The sequence below is a fragment of the Affinirhizobium helianthi genome, from assembly GCF_042680945.1.
Lineage (GTDB): Bacteria > Pseudomonadota > Alphaproteobacteria > Rhizobiales > Rhizobiaceae > Neorhizobium > Neorhizobium helianthi.
Genome location: NZ_JBHUEQ010000012.1, coordinates 38,812 through 54,447 on the forward strand (window position 1 = coordinate 38,812; position 15,636 = coordinate 54,447).

Consider the following 15,636-nt stretch of genomic DNA (forward strand, 5'->3'; position numbering starts at 1 on the left):
AGCGCCCCCCGGCAATGCAATGCGCTCACGCATTTTTCGCCAGTTCGAGGGCAAGTTCGGCGCGTGTCCCGCGTACGGCCGCAACATATTCTATGGAGGAGCCCAGAGTGGCGGCCATGGAGCGGATAATGCGGCTGCCTAGCCCCGTTCCTTTCGGGCTGGATCCCTCGACGAGCCCAACGCCGTCGTCTTCCACGGCCAGCAGGGCAAAACCATCTTCGCCGCGTTTCAGGTGAACACGCACCTCGCCGCTGGTGCCGGAGGGATAGGCATATTTCAGCGCATTGGTCAGCAGTTCCGTCACGATCATGCCGACGGAGACGGCGCGGTCGGAGGTCAGCGAAACCGGATCGGCCTCAAGCGAAATCGAGGGGCCGGCATTGCCGAGATTGACCGAGCGCTGCACTTCCTGAACGAGTGTTTGGAGATATTTGTCCATCTCCACATGGCGCACATCGTCTGACGTGTAGAGGCTGCGATGCATGCCGGCAATGGCCGTGATCCGGGCCTGGGTTTCTGTCAGCGCCTCCCGCACGGCCTCATCCTTGCTGGCATTCACCTGAAGGCGAATGAGAGCGGCAACAAGCGCGAGCGAATTGGCCACCCGGTGGTTGACCTCCGCCAGCAGCACTTCCGCCCGTTCCTTGCCAAGCCGGATTTCCTGTTCCGCCAGCTCCTTGGCGCGATGCAGCTCCGCTGTTGCAATGGCCTGGCGAAGCGCGTTTTCCATCAGCGACCAGAATTCTTCGCCAACGGTCTTGATGACATAGTCGGAGGCGCCGCTTTTCAGGGCATCGACCGCAATGGTCGCCTCGCTGGAACCCGTGACATAGATGGTGGGGATCGAAAGTCCTCGATCCTTCAGGCTGCGCAGAATATCCAGGCCCGTTTCGGCACGCAGATAATGATCCAGCACGATGGCGTCGAAGGTCGCGTCTTCCAGGGCGGCGAGGCAGGCCTCGCCATCCGTCACATGCACGACCGTGTAACCCGAACGACCGAGCGCGCGCTGGGCCAGGCGACCGAGCGCAACGTCGTCGTCTACATATAAAACGGTCTGCTGCATGGCTTCTACGCGTTTCAGGGAATCTGCATAACAGAGAAGAACAGGCCCAACTGCCGGATGGCATTGGCAAAGCTGTCATAGTCCACTGGCTTTGTAATGTACACGTTGGCGCCCAGATCGTAGCAGCGCTGGATTTCGCGCTCATCGTCCGTCGTGGTGAGAATGACAACAGGCAGCCGCTTGGCATGCGCGTTGGATTTCACCTTCTCCAGAATATCGATTCCGGACATGTCGGGCAGGTTCAGATCGAGCAGGATCAGCATGTAGCGACCCTGGATGTTGTCGCCTGTGCGATCGGCTCCAAGGATGAAGTCCAGCGCGGCATTTCCGTTAGTAAAGGGAACAATCTCATTGTTCACGCCCGCACGACGCACATTCTTTTCGATGAGGCGTGCGTGACCTTCGTCATCTTCCACCATCACAATGGTGACTTCGCGACCGGCAGCTTTCATATCCCGGGACTCCTGACATGTTGGGAAAGATCGATCGGCAGGCGAATGATGAAGGTCGATCCGCCACCGAGCGTGGAGGTGACCGTAATTTCACCTCCTAAATTTCTAACTAACGATCTAACATGGGCGAGTCCAATCCCTTCGCCGGGACTATCCTGGCGGCCGGAACGACGGAAAAGTTCAAACACGCGCTCATGATCCTCCGGCGCGATGCCGCGACCGTTATCCTTCACCTCAATGCGCACCATGCTTCTTCCAAGCGCTTGCGCCGTCACGTCCAGGGTGAGGGGTCTGTCCGGGCTTTTGTATTTGACGGCATTATCGAAGAGATTGCCGAAGATCTGCTCCAATGAAAACTTGTCCGTCACCAGGTTGCGCGCTGCGGCCACGGAGATGGAAACCTTGCCGCCGGCATCGGTGACCTGGTGATTGATGCTGTCGGCGGTGGCCTCCAGCAAATTCTGCAGATTCACGCGCTCCGGCTTCAATTCGCGCCGGCCGTCCCGCGAAATTTTCAGGATGGCATTGATAAGGCCGTCCATTTTCTTGGTCGAGGAGCGAATGAAGGAGATGGCTTCCGGCAGGTCTTCCTCGACGGCCATCCGCGCCGCGCGGATCTGCTCTTCTGTCGGTTTTGCCTCGTCGGCCAGAACATAGGCGCGAATGGATTTCAATGTCTGGTCCAGTTCGCTGGTAAAACCCATGATATTGACCAATGGCGCGCGCAGATCGTGCGAGACGATATAGGCATAGCGCTGGATTTCGCGATTGGCCTGAATAAGGTCGTTGGTGCGTTCGTTCACTCGTTCCTCAAGCCCGGCATTGAGCGTTTCCACTTCACGATGGGCGAGCGAAAGCTCGCGCACATGCTGGATGACGATGAGGATTGCGCCGCTCACTACGATCATGATGATCAGGCCGCCGCCCAGCGTCACCCATTGCAGTGTCGATGCCCGGGAGTTCAATTGATCGATGCCGGAACCCAGTTTTTCATCGAGATCGCGGATCAGTGCGACAAGCAAAGCGCTGATGTCGTCCATCAATTCGCGGCCTGTCGCTGCACGGACCAAGGCGACGGCGTCCTCGAAATGGCCGGACTGCGCAAGGTCAACCGTCTGCTTCATCTCCATGAGTTTCGCATCAAGCAGCCTGTTGAACTGATCGATGGGGAAAACGATGGCATCCTGGCCATCATAGGCTTTCATCAACTGGTCTCGCTGTTTCGCCATGCGGTCCGTTGCAGCGATATAGGGATCGAGAAACTCCCGGTCCCGGCTCAGCAGATAGCCCCGCTGTCCTGCTTCCGCGCCCCGCAAAAACAAGAGCATGTCTGCCGAGGCGCTGCGTAGATCGCGAAGGCGCACCACATCGCCAAAATAGCTCTGGGTCGAACGCGCCAGATAAAATGAAGAGGTGACGATGGCGGCCAGAACCGCAGCGCCGATCATCAGCATGAGCAAGGACGACCGCGCGAATTTTGTATTTGAGAATGGCATTATATTTGAAAACCCTACCCCGGCCGGGGGTAAATGGAGCACGCGGCTGCAAAGTCAAGCGCCGCACTGCACGCTTCTGCTCGGAAAGCAGATCGGCGACGCGCTAATGAAGGGATGACGAGGAGGGCTGACGAGAAAAGGTGCGATCCACGGCGACCGATGGAGAGTTACGATCCTGGGTGCCTACAAAAGTAGGTGGGCGCCATATGTCCAAGCCCACGGGCCTGGTCAGGGACAGCTCCCTTTGGATCGAGTATGGCCCCAGGGATTGTGGTTCCTGTCGGGAAGCGCAGACCGCAACTTCAATATAGGGCAGGTTCGGCCTTGCCGCCAGAGGGGAGGCGATGGCGTTTGTGAAGATTCTCGAGTTTTACTGCGCCGGTTGCTGGCTGGGGCGGGCATTCAGTTTCGAGGCAATGCCTTCGAGGCGACCCGCCAGCTCGCTGAGCGTGCCGATCATGGCCTGCTCGCTGCGGGCCTGTGCTTGCGCCGTGCCGTCGCCCTGAGCGCGAAGGGTATCCAGTTCTTTTTCGAGTGCCGTCACCTGACGATTGGTTTCCGCCAGCTCGTCCATGACCATGATGCCCGCCATCACCGTGAGCCGCAGATCGCCGATTTCCCCGAACTGGCTTTTCAGATGGCCGACATAGCGATCAAAGCGCGTGGCCAGCATTTCGAGGTGACTTTCCTGCCCTTCCTCACAGGCCATTCGGTAGGTCTTGCCGTCAATGGTAATCGTAACCTGAGCCATGTGCTTTTCCCTGTTCTCTTAGCGGTCAAGCACGGCCCGGATGGTTTCCATCGCCGTGACAAGACGGCGCGAAACCTCCCGATTGACCTCTTCCAGCCGATTGGCGCGCAATTCGGATTGGTCCAGCTCCTGTGCCAGCTTTGCCCGATCCGCATGGACGCGGCGGACTTCCTGATCGACATCGGCAGCTTCGCGCTGTCGTTCGATCCGCATGTCCACGGCGTTCTCCAGGCGGTTCACCGCGGCCCAGAGTTCGGAAATGGCTGCTTCCAAGGTTTTACTCACCGGCATCCCGCAGGTTGCGACGCATCGTCAGGACAGGCCCTCGAATCGAACCTGTTTTCATGTTTCATAAGCACTGCACACTATGCTTCGGGGCAATAGTGGTCAATAAAGGGACACTGTTCCACGCCCGCCTTACCTGTGGATCGATCGGTTAAGGTCAAGTCCGGGGCTGGGGCGCCCTGCATGGCACGACATCCGATTTAACTTGCCGCCGCCCCTTTAACCGGGACTCTTTGCCCCTAATTGAGAGGGCGATCAAATTCATTCCAGGCCCTGTCTGGCGGGTGGCATTTATTGACTTGGCCGTTGCACCTGATATTGAACACCCGCGCTTCATTTGGTCCTACACTTGGGCTGTGATTGACACTGCAAACCAGCGGATTAGCCATGACCTCTGTCGAACAACATAACCGGATGGCGAATGCGATCCGTTTTCTCGCCATGGATGCGATCGAGAAGGCCAATTCCGGTCACCCCGGCCTGCCAATGGGCGCGGCCGATGTGGCGACCGTCCTTTTCGGTAAATATCTGAAGTTCGACCCCAAGAACCCGCTCTGGCCGGATCGTGACCGTTTCGTGCTGTCTGCCGGTCACGGCTCGATGCTTCTCTATTCTCTCCTCTTCCTCACCGGATATGAGGATATGACGATGGAGGACATCAAGCAGTTCCGTCAGCTGGGTTCCAAGACGGCTGGCCACCCGGAATACGGTCATGCCTCCGGCATTGAGACGACCACAGGTCCGCTCGGCCAGGGCATTGCAAACGCGGTTGGCATGGCCATTGCTGAACGCAAGCTGGCCGAGGAATTCGGCTCCGAGCTGCAGGATCACTTCACCTATGCTCTGGTGGGCGATGGCTGCCTCATGGAAGGCATCAGCCAGGAAGCCATTGCGATGGCGGGCCACCTGAAGCTGAACAAGCTCATCGTCTTCTGGGACGACAACAAGATCACCATCGACGGCGCCGTATCGCTCTCCGATTCGACCGACCAGATTGCCCGCTTCAAATCGGTGAACTGGAATACGATCGAAGTCGACGGCCACGATCAGGCTGCGATTTCCGCTGCCATCGAGGCGGCACAGAAATCCGACCGCCCGACCTTCATCGCCTGCAAAACCATCATCGGTTTCGGCGCGCCCAACAAGCAGGGCTCCCACAAGGTTCACGGTTCGCCGCTCGGCGCGGAAGAAATTGCCGCAGCGCGCAAGGCGCTGAACTGGGAAGCGGAAGCCTTCAGCGTTCCGGCGGATGTGCTGGATGCATGGCGCAAGGCTGGCCAGCGTTCGGATGGCGCACGCAAGGCCTGGGAAGAGCGTCTGGCGGCCTCGGCCAAGCGTGGCGAGTTCGTGCGTCGCTTTGCCGGCGATCTGCCGGAAGGCTTCGATGCTGCCATTGACGCTTTCAAGAAAAAGGTTGCCGAGAACAACCCGACCGTTGCCACCCGCAAGGCTTCGGAAGACGTTCTGGAAGTCATCAACGGCCTGTTGCCGGAAACCTTTGGCGGCTCCGCCGACCTGACGCCTTCCAACAACACCAAGACCAGCCAGATGAAGTCGATCACGCCTGACGATTTCTCCGGCCGCTACATGCATTATGGTATTCGTGAGCATGCAACGGCTGCTGCCATGAACGGCATTGCGCTGCACGGCGGTCTTATTCCCTATTCCGGCGGCTTCCTGATTTTCTCGGATTACTGCCGTCCGTCCGTTCGTCTGGCTGCCCTGATGGGTATTCGCGTCGTTCATGTCTGGACGCATGATTCCATCGGCGTTGGCGAAGATGGCCCGACCCACCAGCCGGTGGAGCATCTGGCTGCACTGCGCGCCATCCCCGGCCTGCTCTTGTTCCGTCCGGCGGACGAAACGGAAACGGCCGAGTGCTGGCAGCTGGCGCTGCATGAGAAGCACCGTCCGTCCGGTCTGGCGCTGACCCGTCAGAACCTGATGCCGGTTCGCCTGGACTATGCACAGAAGAACCTTTCCGCTGCCGGCGCCTACGAGCTTCGCAAGGCTGATGGGGCAAAGGTCAGCATCTTTGCATCCGGTTCGGAAGTGGAGATCGCCGTGAAGGCAGCCGAGGCCTTGAATGCCAAGGGCGTTGCAACCCGCGTGGTGTCAGTGCCCTGCGTCGAGCTGTTCTTCGAGCAGTCGGACGAATACCGCGCCGAGGTCATTGGTCAGGCTCCGGTCAAGATTGCCGTGGAAGCGGCGGTTCGCGAAGGCTGGGATGCGATCATCGGCAGCGATGGCGCATTCGTCGGCATGAAGTCTTTCGGCGCATCCGGTCCTGCAAAGGACCTCTACAAGCACTTCGGCATCACGGTCGAAGCTGTCGTCGCAGCCGCCGAAGCCAAGCTTTGAAACCTTCCGGGCGCCTTCGTGGCGCCCGCATTATTTCATCATAAGCCCATGTTCAGGGAGTGAATGCACATGACTGTCAAGGTTGCCATCAACGGGTTCGGTCGTATTGGCCGCAACGTTCTGCGTGCCATCGTCGAGTCGGGCCGTACCGACATCGAAGTGGTAGCGATCAACGATCTCGGCCCGGTCGAGACCAATGCGCATCTTTTGCGCTACGACTCGATCCACGGCAAGTTCCCGGCTGAGGTGAAGGTCGATGGCGACAGCATCACCGTTGGCGGCGGCAAGCCGATCAAGGTGACCGCAGTCAAGGATCCGGCAGCCCTGCCGCACAAGGAACTGGGTGTCGATATCGCCATGGAATGCACGGGCATTTTCACCGCGCGTGACAAGGCTGCTGCGCACCTGACGGCTGGCGCAAAGCGCGTCATCGTTTCGGCTCCGGCTGACGGCGCTGACCTGACGGTTGTATATGGTGTCAACCATGACCAGCTGACCAAGGATCACCTGGTCATCTCCAACGCCTCCTGCACGACCAACTGCCTGGTTCCGGTCGTCAAGGTTCTGAATGACGCTATCGGCATCGATCATGGTTTCATGACTACGATCCACTCCTATACCGGCGACCAGCCGACGCTCGACACCATGCACAAGGATCTGTACCGCGCCCGCGCTGCAGCCCTTTCCATGATCCCGACCTCGACCGGCGCTGCCAAGGCCGTTGGCCTCGTGCTGCCGGAACTGAAGGGCAAGCTCGACGGCACGTCCATCCGCGTTCCGACGCCGAACGTCTCTGTGGTCGACTTCAAGTTCGTTGCCAAGAAGAACACGACGGCTCAGGAAATCAACGAGGCCATCATCGCGGCCTCCAACGGCGCCCTGAAGGGTATCCTGGGTTACACGGACGAGCCGCTGGTTTCTCGCGACTTCAACCATGACAGCCATTCCTCCATCTTCGCTCTCGATCAGACGAAGGTTCTGGAAGGCAATTTCGTGCGCATTCTCAGCTGGTACGACAACGAGTGGGGCTTCTCCAACCGCATGTCCGATACCGCTGTTGCCATGGCAAAGCTCATCTGAGCAGTCGGGCACGATCATCCGATCGCAGGACAAAGCATCAGGCGGCCCTCGGGCCGCCTTTTTGCTGGCCTGAAATCGCGCGGAAGAGTCAGGCTTCCTTTACTTATTTCCTCACCCCCGGTGCATATCCCGGGTTGTGAGTGGATAGTTTGCCTCTTTGCCCTTCTCTTGCCGGATTTCATGCTGCCTAATGGCTTCACAGGTGATTCTTTCCGGCGCATGCTGGGCCAGCATGAGATCGACATGGTTTGGAACGGAGCGATTGCGGCGTGCCGGCAACGGAGCGCCGAGTATTGCCCGTTCAGGGAATTGCCTTGCTCGATTGGGCTGACGGTGGCGAGAAGGGACAGGGACGTTGGAGGCATTCTATCTCATTGTGCTGGTGGGCACGATTCTGGTTCTTGCCGCCGCATTTTCCAGTCTCCTTGCCTTCCGCTTCGGTGCGCCTCTTCTTCTTGTCTTCCTGATGATCGGCCTGCTGGCGGGGGTCGATGGCCTCGGCATCAGCTTCAGCAATTATAATCTCGCTTATGTGCTTGGCTCGCTGGCGCTGGCTGTCATCCTGTTCGATTCCGGCTTCGGCACATCGCTTCATGCCTTCCGAATAGCGGCGGCTCCCGCCCTTACCATGGCCTCCATCGGCGTGGTTCTGACGGCCTCCATCTTTGCCTTTGCCGCCTCGCTGCTGTTGAACCTGAGCTGGCTGGAGGGGCTTCTGCTGGGCTCTATCGTGGCCTCGACCGATGCGGCAGCCGTGTTCTTCCTGCTGCGTGTCGGTGGTGTTCACATCAGAGACAAGGTGCGCTCCACGCTGGAAGTGGAATCCGGCACCAACGATCCGATGGCCGTGTTTCTGACCATTGCGCTGGTGGAACTGGTCAGCTCCGGCCATGGCGCTGCGGGCTTCAATCTCGATCTTTTTGCCATGTTCCTCAAGCAAATGGGGCTGGGCGGCGCTATGGGCGCGCTGGGCGGCATGATGATCGTCACGGTTCTGAACCGGCTTCCGGTCGATCGTGGGCTTGCGCCGATTTTCGTTCTGGCGCTTGCCATGCTGATCTTTTCCTTCACCGGTGCTGTGGGCGGCAGCGGCTTCCTCGCGGTCTATGTTTCGGGCATCTATGCCGGAAACAAGCGCCTTTATGCGAAGGAGGCAATCAAGCGCTTTCAGGACGGACTGACCTGGCTGGCGCAGATCATCATGTTCCTGGTGCTGGGGCTTCTTGCCACGCCGTCGCAATTTCCAAGCATTCTTCTGCCTGCCATTCTGCTGGCGCTGTTCCTCATCTTCGTTGCGCGTCCCATTGCTGCCTGGCTCAGCCTGCTTCCCTTCGATTTCACCCAGCAGGAAATTGGTTTCGTGGCCTGGGTCGGGTTGCGCGGCGCGGTTTCCATCCTGCTTGGCATCATGCCGATTCTGGGCGGCATTGATGAAGGCCACATCTTCTTCAACACGGCGTTCATCATCGTTCTTGTCTCGCTTCTCGTGCAGGGCTGGACCATTCGCCCGGTTGCCGAGCGGCTGGGTCTCATCATTCCGCCACGCATGGGTGAGGTGGATAAGGTGGAGCTGGACCTGCCCGGACGTGCCAATCACGAGCTGATTTCCTACCGCGTCATCAAGGATAGTCCGGTTCTGCGTGGCGAACGCATTCCGCGTTGGGCCACACCCTCGCTCGTGATCCGCGATGGGCGCAGCATGCGCTATCAATATGCCGGACGGCTGCGGGAAAACGATCACGTCTATCTCTTCATTGCGCCCGGTTATTCGCGCCTTCTGGACAGGCTTTTCGCCAGCCGGGCCCCGGTTGACGAAGACGATGCCGATTTCTTCGGTGCTTTTGCGATTTCGCCGACGCGTCCGGCAAAGGAACTGGATGCCGCCTATGGTCCGGGAATTCTCTCGACCGCAGAGCAGGCAATGACGGTCGGCGATCTCATGACCTATCGACTGGGCGGCAAGGCCGATTATGCCGATCGCGTGCGTCTTGGCTCCATCATTCTGATCGTGCGGGATCTGGATGAGCATGAGCATATCAGTTCTGTCGGCATTTCGCTTGAGCCGGTCGAGCCTGCAACGCGCCTGCCGATCTTCATCAATATGCGCGAAATTGCCCATCGCATCCGCGATCTCATCCGCCGTTATCGCGGCAAGCCAGTGCCGGAGCGTGAAGCGCGCTAGCGCCTCTCTGGCTCCATGCCGCAAAGGCCGGATCCTCATCGGAAGTCTGTGACCCGGCTTTTTTCCGGTGGCAGCGCTTGCGCCACGCGGCAGGTTGGTTATGGTCCGCTGCGAATTTCAACCACGAACGGATTGATACCATGCCGGCCTTCAAGACCCTTGACGACCTCACCGATATTGCGGGAAAGCGCGTTCTCGTGCGCGTTGATCTCAACGTCCCGGTTTCCGACGGGAAGGTGACGGACACCACGCGCATCGAGCGCGTCGCGCCAACCATCATGGAATTGTCGGGCAAAGGCGCAAAGGTCATTTTGCTGGCGCATTTTGGCCGCCCGAAGGGTGCGCCGGTGGCAGATATGTCGCTGAAGCTGATTGCGCCTGCGGTTGAGGAAGTGCTTGATCACGCCGTCCTCTTTGCCTCTGATTGCATTGGCGAAGCTGCCGCTTCCGCCGTGGCCGACATGCAGAACGGCGATATCCTGCTCCTGGAAAACACCCGCTTCCACAAAGGTGAGGAAAAGAACGATCCGGAGTTCACCAAGGCATTGGCCGCCAATGGCGATCTCTATGTCAACGATGCATTCTCGGCGGCTCACCGCGCACACGCCTCCACCGAAGGTCTTGCCCATCACATGCCAGCCTATGCAGGCCGCACCATGCAGGCGGAACTGGAAGCTCTGGAGAAGGGCCTCGGCAACCCGGCACGTCCGGTTGTCGCGATTGTCGGTGGCGCGAAGGTTTCCACCAAGATCGATCTCTTGATGAACCTCGTGAAGAAGGTCGATGCGCTCGTCATTGGCGGCGGCATGGCCAACACCTTCATCGCGGCCCGCGGCACCTCTGTCGGCAAATCGCTGTGCGAACATGATCTGGCGGAAACCGCCAAGCAGATCATGATCGAAGCCGCCAGCGCCCAGTGCGCCATCGTTCTGCCCGTGGATGGCGTGGTGGCACGTGAGTTCAAGGCCAATGCCGAAAATGAGGTTGTCGACATCGAGGCAATCCCGGCCGATGCCATGATGCTGGATGTCGGGCCAAAGTCTGTCGAAGCCGTCAATGAATGGATTGGCCGCGCCCATACGCTGGTCTGGAACGGCCCGCTCGGTGCTTTCGAAATCGCGCCCTTCGATGCGGCAACGGTTGCTGCAGCCAAGTTCGCGGCAGAGCAGACGGAGGCTGGCAAGCTCGTCTCTGTCGCCGGTGGTGGCGATACGGTGGCAGCACTGAACCATGCTGGCGTTGCCGACGAATTCACCTATGTCTCGACCGCTGGCGGCGCCTTCCTGGAATGGATGGAAGGCAAGGAACTGCCGGGCGTATCCGTTCTGACCCGCGCTTGAGCAAGAGCCACTGAATTAGGGGATGCGGAGCTGAAACCAAGGGCTTCGCATCTCACTTTCCACCGTTTTAAAAATATTTAGATATTTTAAACGATTGAAACGATTTCAATCGTTTCAATGGCTTAGGCCAGCATTTCCCTTCAAAAAAACTTCTGTTATCGGCCTTGGGTAGCGAGCGGAAAGACCGCCGAATGCGCCCGGCTTCAATAACAGGAGTGTGAGTATGGGAGACCCCAAGATGTTGGACAAGATCAGTTCTGCGCCCGGATTTATTGCCGCGCTGGACCAGAGCGGTGGTTCAACACCGGGTGCTTTGCGCCAGTATGGCGTGATGGAGTCCGACTATCAGGGCGAAGAGGAAATGTTTCGCCTGATGCATGCCATGCGCGTCCGCATCATGACCGCGCCCGCCTTTACGGGGGACAAGGTTATCGGTGCCATCCTGTTTGAGCGCACCATGGATGGAGATGTGGACGGTCAGGCTGTTCCCTCCTATCTGTGGGAAAAGCGCGGCGTCGTGCCGTTCCTGAAGGTCGACAAGGGCCTGAACGCGGAAGAGAACGGCGTTCAGACCATGAAGCCCATGCCGGATCTGGATGCGCTTCTGATCCGTGGCCGTGAGAAGGGCATTTTTGGCACGAAGATGCGCTCTGTCATCGCCAATGCCGATAAGGCCGGTATTGCCGAAGTGGTCAAACAGCAGTTCGAAGTGGGCCGCCAGATCATTGCGCAGGGTCTGATGCCGATCATCGAGCCGGAAGTTTCTATCAAGAGCCCGACCAAGCAGGAAGCGGAAGCCATTCTTCGCGATGAAATCGCTGCGCAGCTGGACAAGCTCCCAGCCGGTGAAACGGTCATGCTGAAGCTGACGATCCCGACTGTGCCTGATTTCTACGCACCGCTCGTTGCGCATAAGTCGGTCATCCGCGTTGTCGCCCTCTCGGGTGGCTACAGCACGGCGGATGCCTGTGACAAGCTGAAGCGCAACAATGGCATGATTGCCAGCTTCTCGCGCGGCCTGACGGAAGGCCTGCACGTGTCGATGAGCGACTCGGAATTCCATGCAAGCATTGCGGACAAGATCCATCAGATCCACGACGCAAGCGTGAACAAGGCCGCCTGACACGCGGCGAGGGGCCTGCTGCACGGAAAGCCCGGAGCGGTGCGTGGCAGCAGGTTTTCAGGCCCCTGACGGGTTCAGTGAAAATGCGTTAGCGTTTTTGCGTCCGGTCTGCGCCAAAGCAAACAGATAGAGCATTTCCGGTGATCTCGTTTCGACTGGAATGCTTCACAACAAAGGCCGCGTCCAAAGCGATGCGGCCTTTGTTGTTTCAATGCATCCGCCATTTCAGGTGAGATCACGGATCAGCATTGTCATTGCCCAACTGGCAAAGGCAATCACGGCAATTTTCCAGAAGTCCGAGCGACGGCGCAATCCCGGCAGGCCCAACGGCTTGATGATGTGCACGGCCATGGCGGCAAGCAGAAGAAGTCCGATCAGCTTTGTCATGAATTTCCCGAACTTCGCATAAAAGGCCACAGGCTGGACATTTTTAGCCTGCAACACAGATAGGCTGAAGGGCATCAGATAGGGAACCTGTTTTTCAGGTGACGGGAGGTTGGGTTTGAATTGCCAATCCAGGGTCGTGATTTTTTATCTCGGCGGCGAAATCTGGCCTACTCGATTAACTAATCTTGTGGTTCTGTGCCATAACAGTTTTCAGAAATTCGAATGCATGCGGTTTCGCTGATGCCTCGCAATATCCTACCCGTCTTCAGCCTGCTTCTCGGCACGCTTTTTCTCTTTCTCGGCAACGGGCTGCAGGGGCTTCTTCTGCCTGTACGCGGAACCCATGAAGGTTACTCCAACGAGATCCTCGGTCTCCTGGGCACCACCTGGGCGGCGGGCTTCGTGGCCGGGTGCTTCGCGGCCCCTCTGCTGGTGCGCCGTATCGGCCATGTGCGCGCCTTCTCCGGATTTGGTGCGATCATCTGCCTCAACGTGCTGGTGACGGGCATTATCGTGCATGACGGGGCATGGCTGCTTTTGCGCGCCGTGACCGGCTTCTGCACCGCTGGCACCTCGATGATCATCGAAAGCTGGCTGAATGAGCGGGCAACGAATGAGAGCCGAGGCGCGATCTTCTCGCTTTACATCGCGATTACCCTGCTCGGTGTGGTCGGTGGGCAGCTCCTGGTGGGGCTGGCGGATGTTACCACGCCCCTCCTGTTCATGATCTGCGGTATTCTCTATTGCATTTCCATCCTGCCCACGACCATGTCCACCGCTGCCTCACCGCAACCGCTCAAACGGGTCAGCCTCGATCTTCCGGGGCTCTATCGCAATTCGCCCGTTTCCTTCGTCGGCATTCTGATGGTCGGCATTGCCAACGGTGCCTACGGCACACTGGTCGCCGTCTTCGGCGCCAAGACCGGTCTGCACCAGGGCACTATCGCCGTGATGGTGAGTATCACCATCTTCGCAGGTGCCATCATGCAGTTCCCCGCAGGCAGGCTTTCCGATCGCATGGATCGCCGCTACGTGCTGTCCGCGCTCTCCGGCCTCGCAGCCGTTGCGGGATTGCTGGTGGTGGTGCTCGAACCGATGAATGTCTACGTCATCATGATTCTGGTTGCCGTCTATGGCGCGGCGGCCAATGCGCTTTATCCGATCGCCGTTGCCCATGCGAACGACTATGCCGCGCCGGAGGATTTCGTCAAAGTTTCCGGCGGTCTCCTGCTGCTTTTCGGGGTGGGAACGATCATTGGTCCAACGCTGGGCGGCCCGGTGATGACGCATTTCGGCCCCCATGCCCTGTTTGCGGTAACGGCTGCGGCGCATCTCATCGTGGTTCTCTATGCCATCTTCCGCAGCAGACGCCGCGCCGCGCTGCCGACTGAGGCAAAGGACAATTATACGACCGTTCCGGGCGCTGCCGCCCAGCTTTCCACACCCGAAAGCCTGATGCTCGATCCGCGCGCTTCGACGGATACCGACAGCCGATAAAGGTGACGATGCACGGTCAATGACGCGAATGTGAGGCGTGAGTGCCTTCATCGCGCTGGACGCTGCGCGATGGCTGCCGCATCCTGCGTCTCATGGTTGACGAGGGGGTGGCATCATGCTGCGCACTTTCGCATTCGCATGTTTGTCGGCAGGTCTCAGTTTCTCCTCTGCATTGGCACAGGATCAGGCGCGGCCTGCCAGCCAGTGCCAGGCCATTGCGAACGCCCTTCCCAGGGTGCAGTTCGCAAGCTTCCAGCCCCCGACGCCGATCGAGGCCAGACGAAGTCTGGAAGAGGTGCGCATCCGCTGGATCGGCCACTCGACTTATTCCATAGAGACCCCGGAAGGCGTTCTCATCGCGACCGATTACAGCGGGTATCACAGGCCGCAACGTATTCCGGATGTGGTGACGATGAACAAGGCGCATTCCACCCACTACACCCTGTCGCCGGAGGCTGGGATCAAGCATGTGCTGCATGGGTGGAGCGATCAGCCCGGCCGGAAGGCGGAGCATCACGTTGTTTTGGGAGACGCCTATATTCGCAACGTCTCCACGGATATTCGCGCCTATGGCGGTTTCGAGGAAAACGGCAATTCAATCTTCATTTTCGAGGTTGCCGGTCTTTGCATCGGCCATCTTGGCCATTTGCATCATGAACTCAGTGACGGCCACTATACGGAAATCGGTCGCCTTGATGTGCTGATGGTGCCGACGGATGGCGGCTTGACCATGGGGCCCGACAGTATGAGCCGTGTCGTGCAACGCCTGCGATCTTCGCTCATTTTGCCGATGCACCGCAGCGGTCCGCCGCTGGAGCGTTTCCTCGCCATGTTCGACGGCAAATACGATATCGCTTATGCGCGAGAGCCGGAGATTGTGGTATCCCTGCGAAACCTTCCGCGAAAGCCGCAGATCCTGGTTCCGCAGGGACTTTGACCTTACGCGAAGGAGATGTGCTGCTTGACGCCGACGTCCGGCATCTTCTCGTCCTTCATATTGGCCTTGGCAATTTCCCAGCCGAATTTCAGCGAGCTATCGGTGGAAGCCCAGATCTCCGCGTCGTCGAGATGCAGCGCCAGCAGGGTCAGTTGCGGATCGTCCTTGCCGTGTTCGTACCAGGCGGCTGTCACGGCGCTCCAGTATTCATCGATCTTGGCCTGATCCTTGCGGACTTCGATGACGCCGGCAAGGCAGGCGTGGTAATCGTGGTTCTTGCCAACCACACAAAAATGCGCGCGCGTGCCCGGGCGGATGGCTTTCACCAGATCGGTCTCAGTCTTGGTGAAGAACCACACAGTATTTGTCTTGGGATCGGCATGGGGCGCCATGGGCTGGAAATGCATGTGCGAACCTTCAATGCCGAGCATGCCCGCATGAATGGAGTTGATTTCTTCCCACAGCTGCTTTGCGGGAGCGTCGCGGGCTTCGGTAAGACTTGCCATTACCATTCCTTCCTTCATGAGAGTTCGGGCGAAGAACGCAGGCAGTTGTGCTTTGTTCCGTTTTCGTGTGAGGTTGCGGCTGGCATCTCCAGCCAGACGGCCTGCAGGCGCTTGCTGCCGCTTTTTTCTTGAATGCGCGCCGTTTCGTGCCTATAAGCCCGCCATTCCAGACA

At 58.8% G+C, this 15,636-nt stretch carries 14 protein-coding genes and 1 other RNA gene; 7 read left to right on the forward strand and 8 right to left on the reverse strand.

Annotated elements, in window-relative coordinates:
* Positions 1-25: 25 nt before the first annotated feature.
* From ACFSE1_RS07100 to ACFSE1_RS07125, 6 genes are all read right to left on the reverse strand, one after another.
* A complete protein-coding gene (locus tag ACFSE1_RS07100) occupies positions 26-1,066 on the reverse strand; it encodes a sensor histidine kinase (protein ID WP_377398474.1) in 1,041 nt (346 codons plus the stop codon).
* Positions 1,067-1,080: 14 nt separating this feature from the next.
* Positions 1,081-1,518: a response regulator gene (locus ACFSE1_RS07105; RefSeq protein WP_377398477.1), complete on the reverse strand. Its 438-nt coding sequence runs from the start codon at positions 1,516-1,518 to the stop codon at positions 1,081-1,083.
* A complete protein-coding gene (locus ACFSE1_RS07110) occupies positions 1,515-2,972 on the reverse strand; it encodes a sensor histidine kinase (RefSeq protein ID WP_377398480.1) in 1,458 nt (485 codons plus the stop codon). The genes ACFSE1_RS07105 and ACFSE1_RS07110 overlap by 4 nt, the downstream gene beginning before the upstream one ends.
* A gap of 182 nt (positions 2,973-3,154) precedes the next feature.
* Positions 3,155-3,313, reverse strand: a non-coding RNA gene (gene ssrS / locus ACFSE1_RS07115) — 6S RNA.
* Positions 3,314-3,384: 71 nt separating this feature from the next.
* The gene (locus tag ACFSE1_RS07120; RefSeq protein ID WP_377398483.1) at positions 3,385-3,765 is read right to left on the reverse strand and encodes a cell division protein ZapA; all 381 of its coding nucleotides are present in this window, start codon (positions 3,763-3,765) and stop codon (positions 3,385-3,387) included.
* An 18-nt stretch (positions 3,766-3,783) separates the two neighbouring features.
* Complete coding sequence (locus ACFSE1_RS07125; RefSeq protein ID WP_377398486.1) at positions 3,784-4,056, reverse strand: DUF4164 domain-containing protein; 273 nt, start codon at positions 4,054-4,056, stop codon at positions 3,784-3,786.
* A 381-nt stretch (positions 4,057-4,437) separates the two neighbouring features.
* Here ACFSE1_RS07125 and tkt point away from each other — a divergent pair, with 381 nt between their 5' ends.
* The 5 genes from tkt (at position 4,438) to ACFSE1_RS07150 (ending at position 12,136) form a co-directional block, all read left to right on the forward strand.
* Entirely contained in the window at positions 4,438-6,411 is a 1,974-nt protein-coding gene (gene tkt, locus ACFSE1_RS07130; protein WP_377398490.1) for a transketolase, read from the forward strand.
* Positions 6,412-6,480: 69 nt separating this feature from the next.
* Entirely contained in the window at positions 6,481-7,491 is a 1,011-nt protein-coding gene (gene gap / locus ACFSE1_RS07135) for a type I glyceraldehyde-3-phosphate dehydrogenase (RefSeq protein ID WP_377398493.1), read from the forward strand.
* Between the two features lie 355 nt (positions 7,492-7,846).
* Positions 7,847-9,673, forward strand: coding sequence for a potassium/proton antiporter (locus ACFSE1_RS07140; RefSeq protein ID WP_377398496.1), 1,827 nt, complete (start codon positions 7,847-7,849; stop codon positions 9,671-9,673).
* A gap of 140 nt (positions 9,674-9,813) precedes the next feature.
* Entirely contained in the window at positions 9,814-11,013 is a 1,200-nt protein-coding gene (locus ACFSE1_RS07145) for a phosphoglycerate kinase (RefSeq protein WP_377398499.1), read from the forward strand.
* Between the two features lie 223 nt (positions 11,014-11,236).
* Positions 11,237-12,136, forward strand: a complete 900-nt coding sequence (locus tag ACFSE1_RS07150) for a fructose bisphosphate aldolase (RefSeq protein ID WP_377398502.1) — start codon at positions 11,237-11,239, stop codon at positions 12,134-12,136.
* Between the two features lie 225 nt (positions 12,137-12,361).
* On the opposite strand, the gene ACFSE1_RS07155 is transcribed toward ACFSE1_RS07150, so the two are convergent.
* The gene (locus ACFSE1_RS07155; RefSeq protein WP_377398505.1) at positions 12,362-12,523 is read right to left on the reverse strand and encodes a hypothetical protein; all 162 of its coding nucleotides are present in this window, start codon (positions 12,521-12,523) and stop codon (positions 12,362-12,364) included.
* A 240-nt stretch (positions 12,524-12,763) separates the two neighbouring features.
* Here ACFSE1_RS07155 and ACFSE1_RS07160 point away from each other — a divergent pair, with 240 nt between their 5' ends.
* Entirely contained in the window at positions 12,764-14,020 is a 1,257-nt protein-coding gene (locus ACFSE1_RS07160) for an MFS transporter (RefSeq protein ID WP_377398508.1), read from the forward strand.
* 115 nt (positions 14,021-14,135) lie between these two features.
* Positions 14,136-14,957: an MBL fold metallo-hydrolase gene (locus ACFSE1_RS07165; protein WP_377398511.1), complete on the forward strand. Its 822-nt coding sequence runs from the start codon at positions 14,136-14,138 to the stop codon at positions 14,955-14,957.
* Positions 14,958-14,959: 2 nt separating this feature from the next.
* Here ACFSE1_RS07165 and ACFSE1_RS07170 read toward each other — a convergent pair whose 3' ends face one another.
* Positions 14,960-15,463 (reverse strand): pyridoxamine 5'-phosphate oxidase family protein, encoded by a 504-nt coding sequence (locus ACFSE1_RS07170; protein ID WP_377398514.1) that lies wholly within the window; start codon positions 15,461-15,463, stop codon positions 14,960-14,962.
* Positions 15,464-15,636 lie beyond the last annotated feature (173 nt).

Coding starts and splice junctions, on each gene's coding strand:
- gap (WP_377398493.1), top strand. CDS start 6,481: ATGACTGTCAAGGTTGCCATCAACGGGTTCGGTCGTATTGGCCGCAAC.
- ACFSE1_RS07145 (WP_377398499.1), top strand. CDS start 9,814: ATGCCGGCCTTCAAGACCCTTGACGACCTCACCGATATTGCGGGAAAG.
- ACFSE1_RS07110 (WP_377398480.1), bottom strand. CDS start 2,972: ATGCTGATGATCGGCGCTGCGGTTCTGGCCGCCATCGTCACCTCTTCA.
- ACFSE1_RS07125 (WP_377398486.1), bottom strand. CDS start 4,056: ATGCCGGTGAGTAAAACCTTGGAAGCAGCCATTTCCGAACTCTGGGCC.
- ACFSE1_RS07120 (WP_377398483.1), bottom strand. CDS start 3,765: ATGGCTCAGGTTACGATTACCATTGACGGCAAGACCTACCGAATGGCC.
- ACFSE1_RS07170 (WP_377398514.1), bottom strand. CDS start 15,463: ATGGCAAGTCTTACCGAAGCCCGCGACGCTCCCGCAAAGCAGCTGTGG.
- ACFSE1_RS07100 (WP_377398474.1), bottom strand. CDS start 1,066: ATGCAGCAGACCGTTTTATATGTAGACGACGACGTTGCGCTCGGTCGC.
- ACFSE1_RS07150 (WP_377398502.1), top strand. CDS start 11,237: ATGGGAGACCCCAAGATGTTGGACAAGATCAGTTCTGCGCCCGGATTT.
- ACFSE1_RS07165 (WP_377398511.1), top strand. CDS start 14,136: ATGCTGCGCACTTTCGCATTCGCATGTTTGTCGGCAGGTCTCAGTTTC.
- tkt (WP_377398490.1), top strand. CDS start 4,438: ATGACCTCTGTCGAACAACATAACCGGATGGCGAATGCGATCCGTTTT.
- ACFSE1_RS07160 (WP_377398508.1), top strand. CDS start 12,764: ATGCCTCGCAATATCCTACCCGTCTTCAGCCTGCTTCTCGGCACGCTT.
- ACFSE1_RS07105 (WP_377398477.1), bottom strand. CDS start 1,518: ATGAAAGCTGCCGGTCGCGAAGTCACCATTGTGATGGTGGAAGATGAC.
- ACFSE1_RS07155 (WP_377398505.1), bottom strand. CDS start 12,523: ATGACAAAGCTGATCGGACTTCTTCTGCTTGCCGCCATGGCCGTGCAC.